This window comes from Methanogenium sp. S4BF, assembly GCF_029633965.1.
In the GTDB taxonomy this organism is placed as follows: Archaea; Halobacteriota; Methanomicrobia; order Methanomicrobiales; family Methanomicrobiaceae; genus Methanogenium.
The window spans coordinates 1,822,781-1,839,951 of the sequence record NZ_CP091277.1 but is presented as its reverse complement, the minus strand read 5'-3'; the positions used below and the strand labels follow the sequence as shown (position 1 = coordinate 1,839,951).

At 54.6% G+C, this 17,171-nt stretch carries 19 protein-coding genes; 8 read left to right on the top strand and 11 right to left on the bottom strand.

All coding sequences use genetic code 11. The features are described 5' to 3' along the window. Window position 1: 1 nt before the first annotated feature. The 3 genes from L1S32_RS08885 to L1S32_RS08875 all read left to right on the top strand — a co-directional run bounded on the left by L1S32_RS08885 (window position 2) and on the right by L1S32_RS08875 (window position 2,649). Window positions 2–451: a metal-dependent transcriptional regulator gene (locus L1S32_RS08885; RefSeq protein ID WP_278154669.1), complete on the top strand. Its 450-nt coding sequence runs from the start codon at window positions 2–4 to the stop codon at window positions 449–451. A 160-nt stretch (window positions 452–611) separates the two neighbouring features. Beyond that, window positions 612–1,547 carry a radical SAM protein gene (locus L1S32_RS08880; protein WP_278154668.1) on the top strand — a complete coding sequence of 312 codons (936 nt, stop codon included), beginning with the start codon at window positions 612–614 and terminating at the stop codon, window positions 1,545–1,547. 202 nt (window positions 1,548–1,749) lie between these two features. Beyond that, window positions 1,750–2,649: a UbiA family prenyltransferase gene (locus L1S32_RS08875; RefSeq protein ID WP_278154667.1), complete on the top strand. Its 900-nt coding sequence runs from the start codon at window positions 1,750–1,752 to the stop codon at window positions 2,647–2,649. Window positions 2,650–2,821: 172 nt separating this feature from the next. On the opposite strand, the gene nudC is transcribed toward L1S32_RS08875, so the two are convergent. Together nudC and L1S32_RS08865 are read right to left on the bottom strand one after the other, a co-directional pair. Further along, window positions 2,822–3,694, bottom strand: coding sequence for an NAD(+) diphosphatase (gene nudC / locus L1S32_RS08870; RefSeq protein WP_278154666.1), 873 nt, complete (start codon window positions 3,692–3,694; stop codon window positions 2,822–2,824). Between the two features lie 4 nt (window positions 3,695–3,698). Continuing rightward, complete coding sequence (locus tag L1S32_RS08865; protein WP_278157076.1) at window positions 3,699–4,280, bottom strand: flavodoxin family protein; 582 nt, start codon at window positions 4,278–4,280, stop codon at window positions 3,699–3,701. A 118-nt stretch (window positions 4,281–4,398) separates the two neighbouring features. On the opposite strand from L1S32_RS08865, the gene L1S32_RS08860 reads away from it, so the two are divergent. Continuing rightward, a complete protein-coding gene (locus L1S32_RS08860; RefSeq protein ID WP_278154665.1) occupies window positions 4,399–4,758 on the top strand; it encodes a helix-turn-helix domain-containing protein in 360 nt (119 codons plus the stop codon). A gap of 139 nt (window positions 4,759–4,897) precedes the next feature. Next, on the top strand, window positions 4,898–5,251 hold the full coding sequence (locus L1S32_RS08855; RefSeq protein WP_278154664.1) for a hypothetical protein: 354 nt from the start codon (window positions 4,898–4,900) through the stop codon (window positions 5,249–5,251). Window positions 5,252–5,259: 8 nt separating this feature from the next. Here L1S32_RS08855 and L1S32_RS08850 read toward each other — a convergent pair whose 3' ends face one another. After that, a complete protein-coding gene (locus L1S32_RS08850) occupies window positions 5,260–5,826 on the bottom strand; it encodes an ArsR family transcriptional regulator (RefSeq protein WP_278154663.1) in 567 nt (188 codons plus the stop codon). A gap of 166 nt (window positions 5,827–5,992) precedes the next feature. On the opposite strand from L1S32_RS08850, the gene L1S32_RS08845 reads away from it, so the two are divergent. After that, window positions 5,993–6,397, top strand: a complete 405-nt coding sequence (locus L1S32_RS08845) for a pyridoxamine 5'-phosphate oxidase family protein (protein WP_278154662.1) — start codon at window positions 5,993–5,995, stop codon at window positions 6,395–6,397. Window positions 6,398–6,599: 202 nt separating this feature from the next. On the opposite strand, the gene L1S32_RS08840 is transcribed toward L1S32_RS08845, so the two are convergent. Then, the gene (locus tag L1S32_RS08840) at window positions 6,600–8,768 is read right to left on the bottom strand and encodes an adenosylcobalamin-dependent ribonucleoside-diphosphate reductase (protein WP_278154661.1); all 2,169 of its coding nucleotides are present in this window, start codon (window positions 8,766–8,768) and stop codon (window positions 6,600–6,602) included. 155 nt (window positions 8,769–8,923) lie between these two features. Here L1S32_RS08840 and L1S32_RS08835 point away from each other — a divergent pair, with 155 nt between their 5' ends. Continuing rightward, window positions 8,924–9,091: a hypothetical protein gene (locus tag L1S32_RS08835; RefSeq protein WP_278154660.1), complete on the top strand. Its 168-nt coding sequence runs from the start codon at window positions 8,924–8,926 to the stop codon at window positions 9,089–9,091. Between the two features lie 649 nt (window positions 9,092–9,740). On the opposite strand, the gene corA is transcribed toward L1S32_RS08835, so the two are convergent. The 4 genes from corA to L1S32_RS08815 form a co-directional block, all read right to left on the bottom strand. Next, complete coding sequence (corA, locus tag L1S32_RS08830) at window positions 9,741–10,895, bottom strand: magnesium/cobalt transporter CorA (RefSeq protein WP_278154659.1); 1,155 nt, start codon at window positions 10,893–10,895, stop codon at window positions 9,741–9,743. Between the two features lie 113 nt (window positions 10,896–11,008). After that, on the bottom strand, window positions 11,009–11,503 hold the full coding sequence (locus L1S32_RS08825; protein WP_278154658.1) for a GNAT family N-acetyltransferase: 495 nt from the start codon (window positions 11,501–11,503) through the stop codon (window positions 11,009–11,011). Window positions 11,504–11,656: 153 nt separating this feature from the next. Then, window positions 11,657–12,181 carry a winged helix DNA-binding protein gene (locus tag L1S32_RS08820; RefSeq protein ID WP_278154657.1) on the bottom strand — a complete coding sequence of 175 codons (525 nt, stop codon included), beginning with the start codon at window positions 12,179–12,181 and terminating at the stop codon, window positions 11,657–11,659. Window positions 12,182–12,341: 160 nt separating this feature from the next. Then, window positions 12,342–13,535: an aldo/keto reductase gene (locus L1S32_RS08815; RefSeq protein WP_278154656.1), complete on the bottom strand. Its 1,194-nt coding sequence runs from the start codon at window positions 13,533–13,535 to the stop codon at window positions 12,342–12,344. A 407-nt stretch (window positions 13,536–13,942) separates the two neighbouring features. Between L1S32_RS08815 and L1S32_RS08810 the strand changes: the two genes are divergently transcribed. Then, window positions 13,943–14,452 carry an HNH endonuclease signature motif containing protein gene (locus L1S32_RS08810; protein ID WP_278154655.1) on the top strand — a complete coding sequence of 170 codons (510 nt, stop codon included), beginning with the start codon at window positions 13,943–13,945 and terminating at the stop codon, window positions 14,450–14,452. A 295-nt stretch (window positions 14,453–14,747) separates the two neighbouring features. Here L1S32_RS08810 and L1S32_RS08805 read toward each other — a convergent pair whose 3' ends face one another. From L1S32_RS08805 to L1S32_RS08795, 3 genes are all read right to left on the bottom strand, one after another. Continuing rightward, window positions 14,748–15,710 (bottom strand): alpha/beta hydrolase, encoded by a 963-nt coding sequence (locus L1S32_RS08805; RefSeq protein WP_278154654.1) that lies wholly within the window; start codon window positions 15,708–15,710, stop codon window positions 14,748–14,750. A 147-nt stretch (window positions 15,711–15,857) separates the two neighbouring features. Next, window positions 15,858–16,583, bottom strand: a complete 726-nt coding sequence (locus tag L1S32_RS08800) for an aromatic aminobenezylarsenical efflux permease ArsG family transporter (RefSeq protein ID WP_278154653.1) — start codon at window positions 16,581–16,583, stop codon at window positions 15,858–15,860. Between the two features lie 9 nt (window positions 16,584–16,592). Continuing rightward, window positions 16,593–17,096, bottom strand: coding sequence for a nitrophenyl compound nitroreductase subunit ArsF family protein (locus L1S32_RS08795; RefSeq protein WP_278154652.1), 504 nt, complete (start codon window positions 17,094–17,096; stop codon window positions 16,593–16,595). Window positions 17,097–17,171: the final 75 nt, after the last annotated feature.

Here is a 17,171-nt window from a genome sequence, read left to right as displayed (position 1 = left end):
TATGGAGGAAGGATATATTGCAAACCACCTCAGCAGGAAGGCTGAGGACTATCTGGAAGCGATCCTCAATGTTACTCTTGAAAAAGGGTATGCCCGGACGAAGGATGTGGCTGATCAGCTGGGACTCAGCCCTTCAAGTGTGGTAGAGATGTTCCGGAAACTGGACAATCTGGGCCTCGTTGAGTACCGGCGGTATGAAGGAGTGGTCTTTCGCCCTGAGGGGCAGAAGATTGCAGAGGTGATTAAATACCGCCACGATACCCTGAAGAGATTTTTACTGCTGATTGGAGTATCTGAACGGGTGGCAGAGAAGGATGCCTGTTTTATGGAGCATGAACTGAACCCCGAGACAGTGCGCCGTATCCGGCTCTTTCTGGAGACCATGGATGAAGCCCCGTCCTTTTGCCGGCAGATTCAGCAGGAAATAAGTCGGCGGCTGCCGGATGAATAACCGTTATCGGAAAATATGCCTTTTTTTGGTCTGACACTTCTGAAGTGCGAGGGGTGCTGCTGTTTTCTCTCCTCCCGTAACGGGCAACCGTACCGTCCATTCGTATGTAACAGTGCTCAGGTTAATCGTCTGCCACCCGCTATCTCTCTTTGAGACAGTTATGGTATACCAATACCTCTTCGGCCCGGTGCCGTCCCGGCGGCTCGGTGTCTCGCTGGGCATCGACCTTGTGCCCCTCAAGACCTGCAGTTACAACTGCATCTATTGTGAGTGCGGGAAAACAACCGACCTGACGACCGAACGGGCTGAATATTACCCGACAGATGCAGTCATCCGGGAGATTGATGATTACCTCTCGACCCGCCCGCACCTCGATTTTATCACCTTCTCCGGCTCCGGTGAACCGACCCTCCACTCGGGGATTGGCAGGATTGCCCGCCATATCAGGGAGACATTTCCGGAATACCGGATGGCCCTCCTGACAAACGGCAGTCTCTTCACCGACCCCGGCATGCGGGCAGAGGTGGCAGACATTCATGTCATCGTGCCGTCGCTGGATGCCGTCTCAGAATCGGTCTTTCAGAAGATTGACCGGCCCTGTCACTCCATAACGGCCGCCGGCGTCCGTGCCGGTCTGGTTGCCCTCAGGAAGGAGTTCAAAGGCGGGATGTGGCTGGAGATATTCATCATCCCCGGCCTGAACGACACGGACGAGGAGCTGCTCTTTTTGCGGGATGCGATTGCAGAAATCCGGCCCGACCGTGTGCAGCTGAACACGCTGGACCGGCCGGGCATCGTTGACTGGATCACTGTCCCTGCCGCAGAGGAGCTGGAGCGGATTGCAGGCGCTCTTGGTTTTCCCGGAATCGAGGTGGTGGGAGGGCTTGCCTCCCGCTCGGATATTGCCTCATTCTCGCAGGATGTCCGTGAGTCCATTCTCGGCACAATTCGCAGACGGCCCTGTACAATCGACGATCTCAGTCGGATCCTTGGGCTGCACCCGAATGAGGTGCGCAAATATATCGATACGCTTGTTGCAGATGGGCAGATCGGCGAGAAGAGGGAAGAACGCGGCATTTTTTATGTGAGTTTGTAGACCGGGAGGTGCAGCCCCCGTCTCAGTAAACCCTGCACAAGAGCTCCCTTTTTATGGATTTCCAAATCCGAACCTTTCCGGCGGGATTGTTCGGTACATCTGGAACAACCGCGAGCTGCTCTGTCACGAAAAAGGCAGAATCCTTTCTTTTCTTTCCCCCATCTCAGGAAGGTACATCTGCAATGACAGCAGAGAACTCGTGATGGAAACCGGCACCCTGCGGGCATACGGGGATCTCCTCCGTCTGCACTTTGCCTTTGCCTGGCCTCTGCTGTTCTGCTCCGGAACAGTCCTTGCATTTGCGGCCTATGGGGGATTTTCATGGGCGGGCCTGATTACTGCCGCACTGATCGGGCTCTTTGGTTTCGAGGCGGGCATGGTCCTCAACGACTATGTGGACCGGGTCTACGACAAAAGAGATGTCGAGGGCCGGATGACGGGTTATTGGCGGCCATTCGGGACACGGCCCATCGCAGAGGGGCTTATCCCGGCCCGCCATGCCCTCATTCTCTTCGCGGTTCTCGCACTTTTTGCCCTTGCCCTGATTCTCACACTCCCGTATCCGCACTCTTTCTTTGTTGCCCTCATCATGGGATACAGCTATACCGCCGAGGTTTTCTACCAGGTACAGAAGCGGTCGCAGGCGTTCCCCGTTGCCCAGCTGGTGGGCAGAACTGACTTCGCCCTCTTCCCCGTCGCCGGTTACCTCGCCGCCGGGCTGCCGGATACAACAGCACTGCTCTATTTTCTCTTCTTCTACCCGTATGCCCTTGCGCACCTTGCGGCAAACGACCTCGCCGACCTGAGAAATGACCTCGCACGGGACATGAAGACCGTGCCGGTACTCTATGGGGTGCGGGGAACGGTCATCTGGATTGTGGCATGCACCGCCCTGCACGGCATCATGGCGGTCTTCTTCGGCTGGGCACTTGATCCGGTGGCGCAGGCGGCGCTCGCTATGGGATTTCTGCTGCTGGTGGTGGCAAATGTGATCATTCTCCGGGGCAACGGGACGCCGGAGGCGGGGCTGCGGGTGCTGCCGCTCTTCCATGCCGCGATGGCCGTCTACGCCGGAGGCATTATTCTGGGATTTTTTGTATGAGGCACATCTGATATCCGGCGGAGTGGCGGTGCATCCTTTTCAGATCCTTATGCTCCATCCGGTTTTCCGGTATGTGTGACACGCCGTTTTGCATGAGTGTCGTGAATCGTCTGTCGGTACTGCTTAAAAAGGAGTTATCGGGGGTAGGCCGGTGGCACATTCCCGTATCTTCTCATATCGGGAGGGTGGCGCCACTATTTTTTTCATCTGCACCCGGTTCAGCAGCATATTCAGCTGATCCGTCATCCCGGAGATGCTGTTCAACAAGGATATCGGTAATGCTCATCCGTCCGGGAAGATACGGGAGATTCTCAGGAGAGAACCAGCGGACATCCACAGTCTCTACGCCGTCCGGTCTGATTCCGCCGCCCGCATACTCGGCAAAAAAACCGATCATCAGGGAGTGGGGGAAGGGCCACGGCTGGCTTCCGATGTACCTGAGGTTTCGAACAGAAACACCCGCCTCCTCTGCGACTTCACGCATGACGGCGTGCTCGAGTGTCTCACCCGGTTCGACGAACCCGGCGATGAGTGAGTAGCGCCCCGGCGGAGAACGGGGCGGGCGTACGAAGAGGATCTCCCGCCCCTGCCGGACAAGCACGATCACCGCCGGGCTGAGCCGGGGGTAGACGATTCCGCCACACCGGGGGCAGACCTTTGCGAGCTCATCTTCCTTCCAGTATGCGGGTTCACCGCATGCTCCGCAGAACCGGCTTGTTTCATCAAAATGGACGAGCTGAACGGCTCTCCCTCCGATGGCAAGGGTTTCCTCGTCTACCCGGAAATAGAGGTCACGCAGGGAAACAGGGCTGAGCCCGTCAGGGGTCATCTGCGTACTGAGGGCAGAGATGGTGTTCCCGTTGAGGGTGCCGAGCGGGATTGCACCCGCAGGCCCGATACCTGTCGGCAGGGCGGAGAGCAGTGGTGAACCACCTTCAGGGCAGAGTACCTCGCCCCCGGTGACAAGAACCCACTTGGGTGACCCGGACAGAGTCCGGCTATGGTCAATCTCCAGGAGATTCAGAGAAAAAGAGGGGGAAGGCACGTGTTCATTCTCCGGAATGGATCTTCTTTAACAGCCATGCCATATTCTGGCCGAGGTTCTTCATCGTCTCCATTCCCTCTGTGTCCTCCTCCACCTCGCCCGGCGCAAGGCCGATGCCGAGGTTCCAGTAGGATGAGCCGACGGTGACCATACTGCTGATTCCGAAGAGGTGGTTGATGGTGTCGTAGGCGTGAACGGCCCCGGCACGGCGGACAGCAACAACAGCGGCACCTGCCTTGCGGGTATAGAGTCCGCCGTTTGCAAGCCCCACAAATCCGGCCCGGTCGATGAAGGCCTTTGTTTCGGCGGTGACATCAGTGAAGTAGGTGGATGAGCCGATGATGATGGCGTCTGCTTCAGCCATCTTTGCGATGCATTCATTGACGATATCGGTGTCGATGATGCATTTTCGGTCCTGATTCTCCCAGCATTTCATGCAGGCGATGCATCCGTGGATGGGTTTGCCGCCGATATGGATGAGTTCTGTTTCGATGCCTTCTGTCTCCAGTTCTGAGAGCACAGCCCGGAGGAGGTGGGCGGTGTTTCCGTTCTTTCTCGGGCTTCCGTTGATTGCGATGACCTTCATGCTATCTCTCTGGGTGTCTGATTCCATGGAAATACTCCAATAGTCTATATTGTGTACTAACGTATGATTATAGTTGCAGGTCGCGGGAACGTACCTGATAGCATGTGGTGAACCTGGTATGCGGGATTATACAAAGTATCATTGTCCGGTCGAGGCGGCCCTTGATGTCATCGGCGGCAAATGGAAAGTGCTTATCATATGGCAGCTGAGGGGGGGCGTTCTCCGTTTCTCCGAGCTGAAACGGCAGCTGCCTATGGTGACGCCGACGATGTTTACCAAACAGCTCCGCGAGCTGGAGCAGGACGGGATTGTCATCCGTGAGGTATTCCCCGAAGTTCCTGTGCGGGTGGAGTATTCCCTCTCTGAAACCGGTATGGCACTGACAGATGTTCTGGATTCACTGAATCTGTGGGGAAGGTTTCTGATGAGCAGGCATGGCTTCGAATGGAACAGACCATGTGAAATTCCGAAAAAATAAAATCAGTGTTTTGTGATGGCAATGCGGGCCCTGTTGTTCTGTCCTGTGTTTCGAAAGCCCGGACGAATGATTGCGAAAATATCCGAAGTCAAAGGAACCTTAATGCGATCATTTGTCCATTCACCTGTTGTGATCTGATATGGCAGGATGTCCGAATCCTTTGGCTGTGCTTCTCTGTCTTATGGCGGCTGCCGTATGTGTATGCGGCTGCATCAGCGACGGAGGCGCAGATAACCCGGATGCCGTGAGCGGCACCGGTACGATTGTGTATCAAAACCTTGAGGGCGGATTTTACGGCATTGTGGGAGACGACGGTGCCAATTATCTCCCCCTGAATCTGCCGGATGAATTTGCGCAGGACAACCTCTCTGTCACCTTTACCGGCATCGTGCAGAGAGATGTGGCGACCATCCAGCAGTGGGGGACACCCTTTGAACTGACGGAAATCTCATCCGGGGATCTGGCAATGAAATTGGTGTCGTCCGGCACCTGATTTTCCCTTCACTGTTTTTTCTCTGGTTCTCTTTTTCCCTGTTTTGCCGTGCGCAAAGCCTCCACCCCCTTTGCAAGCGCAGTGCCGCAGGTGCCAACCGGATAGTGGTTGGGAAAGACGTACGCCTTTTGCACCGGAATGCCCGCCTGCCGGAGTGCCTCCTTCAGCGGGGCGGAGGCCCTGCCGGCGTGGGCCATGCACGTGGTGAAGATGATTGCCTGCGTTCCCTCTGTTACCCCCCGCAGGGCGGCGACGGCCCCGGTAATGACCGGTGTCGGATGCTGTGACCAGACGGGGGTACCCACGATGATGATGTCAAACGGGGAGATACTGATCTCGGCGGGGTAGATGGCATCCTGCATTCCGGCTACTGCCCGGATACCTCCCCGGAGATACCTGCCCATCCTGCAGTAGTGATGCTGCGGCCTGACCTCGATGAGGGTTGCTCCGATCTTTTCTGCGGCATTCAGGGCGATGGCCCGTGTGTGCCCTGTCTCGGAGTGGTAGATGATGGCGACCGCCCCTCTCTCTGGTGGCGGTGCATTGGGGTGTGTGCTTTCTGTATCTGGTGTCATGGCTGTTTCTTACCCCCCTCTTCAGCACGTCTGGCTATATAATGGATTGCCGGGTGCCCCTGATGAAGGGCAGTGTCCTGAATGTGCGGTACATGGTATTCGACACATCGGTTTTCTGACAATGCAGTTTATCATCACAGAGGTATACAGGGGGATGGTGAGACCCATGACTGCACTCACAGAAGAGATAAAAACCGCTTTTGCGACGATGAAGGCATTCCCTGTTGCGACTTCCTCGACGGACGGATGGCCGAACGTTGTCCCTATCGGCTTTGTGGAGCTGGTTGATGACGAAACGATATGGATTGCAGACAACTTTATGAAAAAGACCCTTGCAAACATCAAAGAGAACCCAAAGCTCTCCCTCTATGTATGGGGGCCGGAGACGAAGGGCTGTTTCCAGATCAAAGGCGATGTCGAACTCAAGACCATCGGGGCGGACTTCGAAAAGATGCAGGAGACCGTCCGGGCGAAGATGGCCAAGGCTCCTGCAAAGGGACTTTTGATCGTGAAAATCCGGGAGGTATTCCAGTGTGCCGCCGGTCCTTCCGCCGGTGAGAGACTTCTCTAATCTCTCTTTTCTTCGATCCACGTGGATCTGCACGGCATCAGGCCGGGGTCATCGATGGTATCGGCGTTCGCCGCCGCGTGCCCTCTGTATTCCGCTCTCTCAGGGGAATGTTCGGGCGTCCAAAAAATGGGTGATATCGTTGCCGGGCATCCATATGCCCCGAATATGGGTTTTTGCTGAGATGGAACTGATGCAGAGGGGGTTATGAGCACCCGCTCCATCCGCAGTTCTTGCAGATGCCCTGATTGCAGCCTTCCCCGAAGTCCAGTTCAGCCTCGCATTCGGGGCAGCGGTTCTTTGTCTTCTCCGTTGCATCGGTGATGGTCCAGTTATCCAGAGTGGTAATGGTTTCCATGTGTGCTGCAAGGTCGATGCATCTTCCGACGACATCTGCACAGGAATAGCCTTCAGACTCAGTGTTTTTGACCGCAGAGAGACAATTGACCTTTCTGAACTGTTTGACGTATTTGGTATAGGGAACGCCGCTCTGGAGGCCTGTTGATATCGCCCGACCGATTGCATTGGAGTTTGCTTCGCACCCTCCGCTGCCGACGGTCCGGATGAATACTTCCCACGGTTTCCCCTCAAAGAGGTTGACGGTCACATAGAGGCGGCAGCACCCGGACTGGCAGAGGTAGGTCTTGCCGATGAGTTCTTTCGGACGGCAGCGTTCCTGCGTCTCCGGTTTTTCCGGTTCCTTCTCACTGAGGGCCAGAACAACATCGTCCCGGCTTCCGGTACGGTAGATGGTCATCCCTTTGATACCGTTTCTCCATGCCATCAGGACTGCTGCTGCCATGTCATCTCTGGTCGCTTCTTCAGGCATATTGATGGTCTTTGATATTGAGGCATGGACATGCTTCTGGAAGACTGCCTGCATCATGATGTGGTCCTTCCACCCGATGTCCATCGCTGTCCGGAATACCTTTCGGAACGATTCCGGAAGCCACCCGATGTCCTGCACGGTACCTGTTTTGTGGACATGCGCCACGACCTCGCGGAACCTTCGTTCACATTCATCGGGGGATGTGCGGGATGCTGCAAGGGTCTTTTTGAGTTCGGCCGCAAAGATCGGGTGCAGAATCTCAAACTCCTTTCCGACGGTATTTTTCCGGGTATAGGCAAAGGAGAAGACCGGTTCAATCCCGCTGGAACAGTTTGCCAGAAGAGAGATGGTCCCCGTGGGGGCGATCGTGGTGAGTGCGGCATTCCGCATCGTCTGTTTGCCCCATATGCTCCCTTCCCATGCAGGGAAGACGCCACGCTCCTCTGCAAGGCGGTGTGACTCGTCCACTGCGGTTGCCGTGACAAGTGCCATCACGTGTTCGCAGAACGCCCGTCCTTCCTCTGCGTCATAGGGAATGCCCAGAAGGAGGAGTGCGTCATGGACGCCCATCAGGCCCAGCCCGGTCTTTCGTGTCTTTTCTGTTGCCTCTTTGATCTGGGGAATCGGGAAGCAGTTTTTGTCAATCACCGCGTCAAGAAGCCTGACTCCGATGCGTGTGGTGTTTTTCAGCTGCTCTTCATTGAGTTTCCCGTTCTGCACGAAGAGTGCCAGGTTTATCGAGCCTAAGACACAGCTCTCAAAGTGCAGGAGCGGCTGTTCACCGCACGGGTTGGTGGTGTCGATAGGCCCGAGATTGGGGGTGGGGTTATGCCGGTTGATTTCGTCATAAAAGAGCACTCCCGGCTCTCCGTTCTTCCAGATACCGTCAATCACCGCGTTCCAGATGGCGCCGACCGTGATCTCTTCGCCGGAATACGGGTGGGTCATCCATAGCCTCTCCATCTCGCCCCTTTCGACCGACTCCATGAACGCGTCGTTCATCATCACGGAGATGTTGAAATTGCTGACCTTCCCCTCAACTGTCTTTGACCGGATGAACTCAAGGATGTCCGGGTGCCAGACATTGAGAATCCCCATGTTTGCACCGCGGCGTCTGCCGCCCTGTTTGATGACCTCGGTCGCTTCATTGAAGATGTTCATGAAGGAGACGGGGCCGGATGCAACGCCCTCTGTCGAGAGGACGGGTGCTGCCTTTGGCCGGATATTTGAGAAGTTGTAGCCGGTTCCGCCGCCGCTCTTATGAATGAGGGCGCCCCATTTGAGGGCGTCAAAGATCTCGGGAAGGGAATCTCCCACCCGGAGGGTAAAGCAGGCGGAGAGCTGGTTTATTTCTGTGCCGGCATTCATCAGGGTCGGCGAATTCGGGAGGAACCGGAGTGAACGCATCTCTTCAAAGTATGCGGCGGTCTGTGCCTCATCCTCTCCCAGGGCGGCAGCGACACGTCTGCACACATCTTCAAATGTGGTCTCGCCATTCCGGAGATAGCGGGCACTCAATATACTATCAATGATTGAATCTGTCATCTGTCTCTGGTCCATTATGTTAAAATTGTGGATAAATACCTGCCCCCTCTTTTCGGGCGGGCTGCACCGACGGCGGTGGTTATGTGCGCCGTTGGCCGGTATCTTCTCTGCCTTCCTTCGGTCCCCGGGTGAGATGTGAACGGGACTGAAGAGGTATGTGGTATGGTCGGATTGCGGTGCTGTTTGTGTTTACCCTGCGCCGGGGGCATCATGTGGTCGGCCCGCACGCAGTTTTCCTGACGAACGCGGGCAGTCACACTCCGGGGCCGGTCGCTCCTGACCGGGCCGTCATCTGCTCTGCGGATGACGCCGGGGAGGTCTGACTCATTCTATTTGTCGGGCACTATGAAAGAGAATCGGATCTCAGCAAATTATCGGGATGATATGCCGGATGGGTGGTGTGAGCGTCTGTCTCTTTTGCTCCGGTGCGTTTATCCCCGTGCATTGGATTTTCCGCCCCATCCGTGGAGCAGATCTCCCTTTTTGAGCATCGTGGCAGGCAGTTGTTCCCGCCTCTGTTGATTCGATACCGCGCCTGTCCTGATATATCTGGTGATGCCAGACGTCCGGGTCCGGCAGTATCAAATGAAATGTTCTTCCGCACGGTTCCCATACGAATCAGAACCTCTTTTATCAGCCGGTTCCCAAGCCTCATGAAGAGTAATATGGATAGAAAACACAGCTAACGGCCGAAAACGAACGACGTATCTTTCTGTTCTTGCCTGCTCATTGTACCGTGAGCGTTCTTCACCGGATGTACTGACACAGGAACCGTATCGCCGCCGGAGACTGTTGAGGCCGGGCCGGAAGAAGGGTGCGGGACTGCTGTCGTTCAAACCTCTCCGATTCCTGCTGAAACCATTTCCGCAGCGCGGGTAACGGCGGGCACACCGGTCCTCTAAAAAAAAAGCTGAGAACCTCAATCAATGCCGTTTTTGGCCGGAGGGGCGATTCCCACCCGCATCATAAGCTTCATATCCACTGCTTCTTCCTGAAATACAGGACCATTATTCCGGCTGTAACAAGCATGGCAAGGATCGCTGCCGGATAGCCAAACTCCCACTGCAGTTCCGGCATCGATGCAAAATTCATCCCGTATATGCCTGCAATAAAGGTCAGGGGGATGAAGATGGTTGCGATGATGGTCAGGACCTTCATCACCTCATTCATCCGGTTGCTCAGGGTCGAGAGGTAGATCTCGTACAGCCCGGTGGACATCTCCCGGTAGGACTCCAGAATATCATTTAACTGGTAGAGATGGTCGGACACATCATTCAGGAATACTTCCGTCTGTTCGGATATGAACTCCGGTTTGTTCCTGAGAAGTCCGGCGATGGTCTCCCGGAGGGGCCAGACCCGTTTTCGTATGTCGAGAAGATTTCTCTTGAGGGTATAGATCTCTTCCATGACATCGGGGTCTGCTCCGTCAATTATACGCTCCTCAAGTTCCTCGATATCCTCCCCGATTCGCTCAAAGACGACGAAATAATTGTCAACGACACAGTCTGCAAGGGCATACATCAGGTAATCCGAACCCAGTTTGCGTATCCGGCTTTTCTCGTCAAAGAGCCGGGTGATGATGCCATTGAATATGTCGCTGTTTGCCTCTTCAAATGAACAGACGATCCTGTCTGTCAGTACGATGCTTAACTGGGCGGCTGAAATGGTATACTTGTCTTCAGATTCCTGTGTGGTCTCCGGTTTTGTGCCGGTATCGCCTGTGCCGCTTCTCCTGTCCCCATTCTCCGTTCCCTCCTCCGGGGTGGTTTCTATCCGGATGATTTTAAGCACTAAATAGAGGTAATCATCAAACTCCTCATACTTCGGCCGTTGGTTGGTATTCAGTATGTCCTCAAGCGTTAACGGATGGAGGGACAGGAGTTCGCCGATTTTTTTTATCTGTTCCAGATCGGAAAGGCCCGACACCTTAATCCAGGCACATCTGTCGGCTTCACCGGAGCACACAGTTAAGTCCGCCGGACGTTTCTCATCGGTGGAATGCTGGTTATACTCGAAACACCGGATCTGCGTCGGTGCAGGGTCCCGGTCACCCACATGGATCAGTGTCCCGGGGGGGAGCCCTGATTTGGAAGACTGGGATACTGCAATCTTTCGGTCCGGTTTCATATGCTTACATCATATCCGACAGGTGAAATATATTCCTGAAAAATCGTTCTGCTAAACACGGTTGCCTGCCATGCACGGGTTCAGGATGACAGATCACTTGTTCTGCCGTGGTATCAGATCTCTTTCTCCATCCAGACGGTGTCAAAGATTATACCGTTCTTCTCGCCGATGTTTCTGAATCTGCCGCATTCCGTGAAGCCGTGTGCGGCATGGAATCGGATGCTGCCGGAGTTTTTGGAGGAGATCGACGCGAGAATGCAGGCGATGCCCTGCTCCTGTGCCCCCGTTTCAAGGTGGGTCAGGATACGGCCCCCCAGGCCCTGACCGGTCATATCCGGCCTGATAAAGTATGTCACCTCAGCGGTGCGGGCAAAGGCGGACATCGGATTGTAGGCATGCAGCATCCCGAATCCGACTGCGATGCCGGCGGTGTCCCTGACCACACATGAGGGATATCCGTCAGCAAGCGAGCAGAGGTGGTCAAACATTGCGTACGGCACCGGTTCTGCCGGGTATGCCGCGAAACTGTGCTCGATGTAGTGGTTGAAGATGTCGATGACGGCTTTTCTGTCTTCCGGGCGTATTGCGTCCAGGGTATATTCTGTCATGGGGTTTTCCTCTTCGACCGGTGCGGTGCAGATGGGCCGATCTGAATATTGTTTAGCAACTATACTATTTTAGGATAGATGCTGGCAACTATGGCTGGTGTAACACAGAACGGGCAAAATAGCTGATGGTCCGGCGGTGCCGGATGCCGATGGCTATCGGTCTGCAGGGGATTTCTGCGGGATTCGGGAGATGCTCTCCCGTACAGCCGGACAGGTGTCAAACATCTCCTCGAGCCCGGAGAGGAGTGCCAGGAGGTGTTCGCGGTCTGTCCGGGTGAGAGCCGCGAGATGTGATGCAAGGATATGGTCCATCTGTTCGTGGTAGCGGCGGTGCCACGCGTATGCCTCCTCTCCGCGCCCGGTGAGGCGTAGCAGAACCGTCTTTTTGTCGCCTTCTCTGCTGTATTTCCCAATATATCCCTTCTTCTCCAGTTTTGCGGCAGTCTGGGATATGGCCCCCTTGGTCACCCCAAGACGGGTGGCCACTCCTGAGATGCTTTCCTCCGGGTAGCGGGCGACACAATCGATCAGGTGGACTTCTGAGGTATAGAGGTGCACCCCGTGGCCGATATCAACGGGCTCCTTCTCGACTGCCGCCGCCTTTGCAAGCACCCGGATGAAGGCTTCTGTCAGGTCGGGTATCGTGGTGCCTGTGTCGGAGGGGGTATTGTTTAGCATGTATACAAATATCTGTGCGGTGCAGGCATCTAAAAGGTAATGTCATCTGTTCTGAAATCTTCCGGTGTGGGCAGATGGATGGTGTTGGGGCAGGGAACGAGCAAAAACAGTGCCGGGGAAAAATAGTACCTGCAGAAAGGATGCTCTCTCATCCGGGAGACTATTCCGCAAACAGATTTCGTGCCATCTCCTTTCGCTCCTCAAACCCTTCCCCTTCCATCTCGTCTGCGATGGACCTGAGCATGGTCGGGATATCGATGTGCTGGGGGCATTTCTCCAGACATTCCATGCACTGCACGCACTGGGAGGCATACTGTTCCGGCCCGTTGGTGAGCACACCGGAGAGCCGGACGACATAGAACATGTCTGCATCCGGATTTTTGAAGATGTACTTGTTGTTGTAGAGCTCAAAACAGAGCGGGATATCTACGTCAGACGGGCAGGGCATGCAGTACTGGCAGCCGGTGCAGCCGACCTTCATCAGTTCACGGTAGGTATCGGTCACGTGCCTGATGCAGGTCAGTTCTGAATCCGAGAGGGAGTCGGGATGGGCCTCGTTGGCGGTGCGCAGGTTCTCTTTGATATGCTCCTCCCGGTTCATGCCCGAGAGGACGACGGTTACCTCCGGATGGTTCCACACCCAGCGCAGCGCCCACTCGGCAGGTGTCCGCTGAACGGGGGAGCGGTCCCAGATCTCCCCGACTGCAGGGGGCACCGGGTCGGTCAGGTTGCCTCCCCGGAGCGGCTCCATGATGATGACGCCAAGGCCCTTTCCTGCGGCGTATTTCAGCCCTTTTGTGCCTGCCTGGTTCTGCTCGTCGAGGATATTATACTGGATCTGGCAGAACTCCCACGGATATGCGTCCACAATCGGGGCGAAGTCCTCTGCGGGTCTGTGGAAGGAGAAGCCGGCGTTCACAATCTTTCCCTTCGCCTTTGCCTCGTCAAGGAACGCGGTCATGCCGCATGTTTCCATCTGTGCGAGTTTCTCTGTGGTGTTCAGCACATGGATGAGGTAGTAGTCGATATGGTCGGTCTGCAGCTTCTCCAGCTGTGCATCGAGAAACCGGTCCATATCCGCACGCGATGTAACCAGCCACGACGGAAGTTTGGTCGCAAGGCGGACCTTCTCCCGGTATCCGTCACGAAGGGCCCGGCCGACAAAGGGCTCGCTCTCTCCCATGTGATAACTCCATGCGGTGTCCACGTAGTTCACCCCGTGGTCGATGGCATACCTGAGCTGTTGTGTGGCCCGTTCCTCATCAATCCGGCCGTCCTTCTCGGGGAGGCGCATGCAGCCGAAGCCCAGTATGGAGAGTGTGTCCCCTGTTTTTGGTAGTGTGCGGTGGAGCATTTTGTATCCCTTCTGGTAGGGATGACTGATCTGTTGTATGGTATTTATGGGTTTTTGAGGGGGGTGGAGGACAGGGAAGGCGGTGGTGGGACAAGTGTATTTTCATTATCGAGTCTGGATAATGATTAAATTTAGATGTATTTGATGTGTTTGCTCATTTATTACTATTTTTCAGACTTTGTGCTTATTTCAGTAAAATTTAAGTATGGAATGCTGTAAAGTATATCATTGTGGCGATTTGATGGCAAAAAATACTGGCGATGGTTATCGCAGGGGGGCAGTAAAAAAGACGAGCCAATTTAGCAATCCGCGGACAGGATTGAATTATAAGAGGGATGCAGAAACGGGGAGGATTAAGAGTGCCAAAAAGTCGGGAGGGAAATACAAGGGAGTGAGGAAAGAATAGCATGGCTGGTATCTTTGACAACAGAACCGATACGGAAAAGACACGGCATGCTCTTACTCCGGCAAAAAAAGCAAAAATTAAGGCTGCAGTAGGAAATAGATGTGAAAAATGTGGGAAAAAGTTCCCTCTGAGAAATCTCAAAGTCCACCATATTGAAGAGGCTTCAAAAGCTTCTGGTACCAAAGATCTCAATACGCCCAGTAATTTGCTCGTCCTCTGTTCTATATGTCATGATGACGTTCATCATAAGCCAATTCCTAAAAATACTCAAAAGGGATGGATAAAAAAACGTTCTGAATCCGTAAAAAAAGAGATTCGAAGTATATTGAGGAATCGTCCTAAAGTGGATGATGCAAATTCGTCCTCATCAAAGATGAGGGCGCCGAAAATTTCTCAACCTGTCATTAAGCCAATAAAAGTTGATATGCCTGATCTCTTTGGGTCTAGTGGTGGTAAAAAGAAAAATACTGGTAATAATGATTTGGATGTTTTCTTCAAAGGTTTGAGGTGATAATTTAATATTTGCTCAAAAATTGGTTGAATTGCCAAAATACCCGTTCTCAGTCCTGTTAATTTGTGTCCACACAGAAGCACGGAGTGGGTCGTTCTCAATCAAAAGGACTAATATGTCCTAACAAAATACCGCCCAATAGCAACCGCTTAGTAATCCATAATCTGTCGTATTTCAAGTAAATGGCTGGCAAAATCCGCGTATATTTTTTGCAATAAATCTTGGGGGGAAATACCTCCATTTCACTCCCCAATTCCCTGAAAATGGGGTTCAAAAAGGGCAGGTTTGCCTCTCCTTACCACTGCTCCAGCTCAAGGAACGTCAGTACAATATCCGTGAAATCCTCCGGATACTGATACATCACGCCATGCCCGCCTCCCCGGATCTGCACCACACTGGCAGACGGAATCCGCTCCCCGATGTAAAACGAGTTGGCGGGCCGGGCGAGGATGTCCTGATCCCCGACGATGAGAAGGGTCGGCTGCGTGACGGTACCGAGCCATGCAGAGACCCCCTTTCTCGCTCCCATCGCTTCTCCCTGTCGTGCAATATTCTCCGCAGGGGTACTCTCGGTGACATTCGGGAAGTACTCCTCCGGGCTGGGGTGCTGTGCCATCCAGTCTGAAGGGAAGAGGAGGGATAAGAGGCGCATACCCCGTTCCATCGGTGTTCCCGAGGTGTTGAGGAGTGCCTTCTCCACCTCAGGGTCCATGGGGACAGACTCGTCTCCACCCGGATCGGCGGCGTAGAGTATGAGTTTATCGACCCGTTCGGGGTGTTCATGAGTGAGTGCAAGGGCGATGTCTGAACCCATTGACCACCCGAGGATATGGGCCTTCTCTCTCCCGATCGCCTCCATGAATGCTGCGGTGTCGTTTGCGAAGAGTGAGATGGTGTACTCCTTCTCTGACGAGGTGGAGAGGCCCATCCCCCGGTTGTCGAAGACGACCACCCGGTAGTGGCGGGCCAGCTCCTGCAGCACCCGGACGTCCCACATATCCATCGTCCCGGCATAGCCCATGATAAGGACCAGCGGCGGGCCGTCGCCGAACTCTTTGTAGGCGATTTGGATGTCGTCAACGGAGGCTGTCTGTACGGTCACGTTTTCGATATCGATGGGATCTGCAGTGAGGGGTGTGGCAGCAGTTGCAGTGCCGGTGATATCTGCCGGTGCTCCGGTGTCCGTGCAGCCGCAGATAAGGCAGGCTGCAATGAGACACAGGGTGATACCACTCGTAACGGGGGAAAATTTACGCATAATATCTCTCTTTGTTAACGGTACCCCCGGGGGCTGAAATAGATTCACACGGAAATTGCCCGGTCTCCGGGTGATGGATATCCTCTCTTCCTACGTGGATATCCGGTGCTTCAGGGTGATCCGGTCGATCGCTCCTTCCCTGTCACCTTATCCCGCCCACGTAATCCAGAGCAGATAGCACCCAGCCCCGATAAAAACCATGGCAACCGCCTTCTTCACCCAGAAATCCACCACCTGCGCCCGCTGCATAAACCGTACCGCCTGTCCGACACCGCGGACAAGCAGGAGGGAAACGACAATAACCGGCAGGGCCGTTGCAATCCCGAATATTGTGGGGACGAGGAGGGCGTCTCCGGTCTTCAGTGCGATAGGGATGAGCATGCCGAAGAAGAGAACCGCACTAAACGGGCAGAAACTGAGTGCAAAGAGAACGCCGAGGATAAAACTCCCAACAATCCCCTTCTCTGCGTATGTCTCCATGAAGGATGTGAGCCGGTCTCCTCCCCGACCGCCCCCTCCCGGAAAGGGGATGTCGATGACGTCAAGCATCAGGATACCAAGGAGCAAAAGCAGAGGGCCGAGGACCATCTCGCCGTATTCCTGTAAGAAGAAAGAGATAACCTGCACATTAAGTCCGGCATACACAATTGCCGCAGCAATGGCCACGTATCCGGCTGTCCTCCCCATGGCATACAAAAATCCCACGAGAAGCGTATGCCGGCTGTTGCCCGGCTTCCGTGAGATGTAGGCGATGGCGGTGATATTGGTCGCAAGGGGGCAGGGGCTCATCGCCGTCATCAGGCCGATAAAAAAGGCAGCGACGAGCGGAACGCCGCTCATCCCCATCGTCTGCATGAACCCCATAATGTCCATCGGGTCGCCCTATCCTATTTGCTGCTCAATAACCGCTCTGAGATACTGCGAATACTCATCCTTATCGCTGAGCATGTACCAGGGAGCGACCAGTTCCTGTTTATAGAACCCGTTCTCGTCTGAAACGCCTATCCAGAGAGAGGATCCGGTCGGATGATACCGTTCTACGAGGTCTTTCGCTTCCGGTTCGTCATAATTGACATGAGCAAACACCAGCCGGCCGGACTCCAGTTCCGGTGCGTAGCATTCTGTGACGGTTTCTTCGGCAAAATTGCCCAGCACGACGCAGGAGGTGCAGCTCCGGTCACCATGAAAATGATAGAGTTCGACGGTTTCCACATTCGATCCGGTGTAGGTGACTTCGGTCTCTGCGGTATTCTTCTGTGTATTCAACTGTTCCGACCCCTCCCCTGTGCAGCCGGCGCAGCAAACTGTCATGACTGCAACAACGAGAAGCAGCGTGCCTGTTTGAATCAGGTGGTGAGGGGTATCGTTTGATCTTTTGAGTCTCATGATTCCTCTGTTTCGGCAGATTGGAAGGGCTGTCCCGGAGATGGAACAGTCGGGTCGGTGCCGGGGCATTTCAAC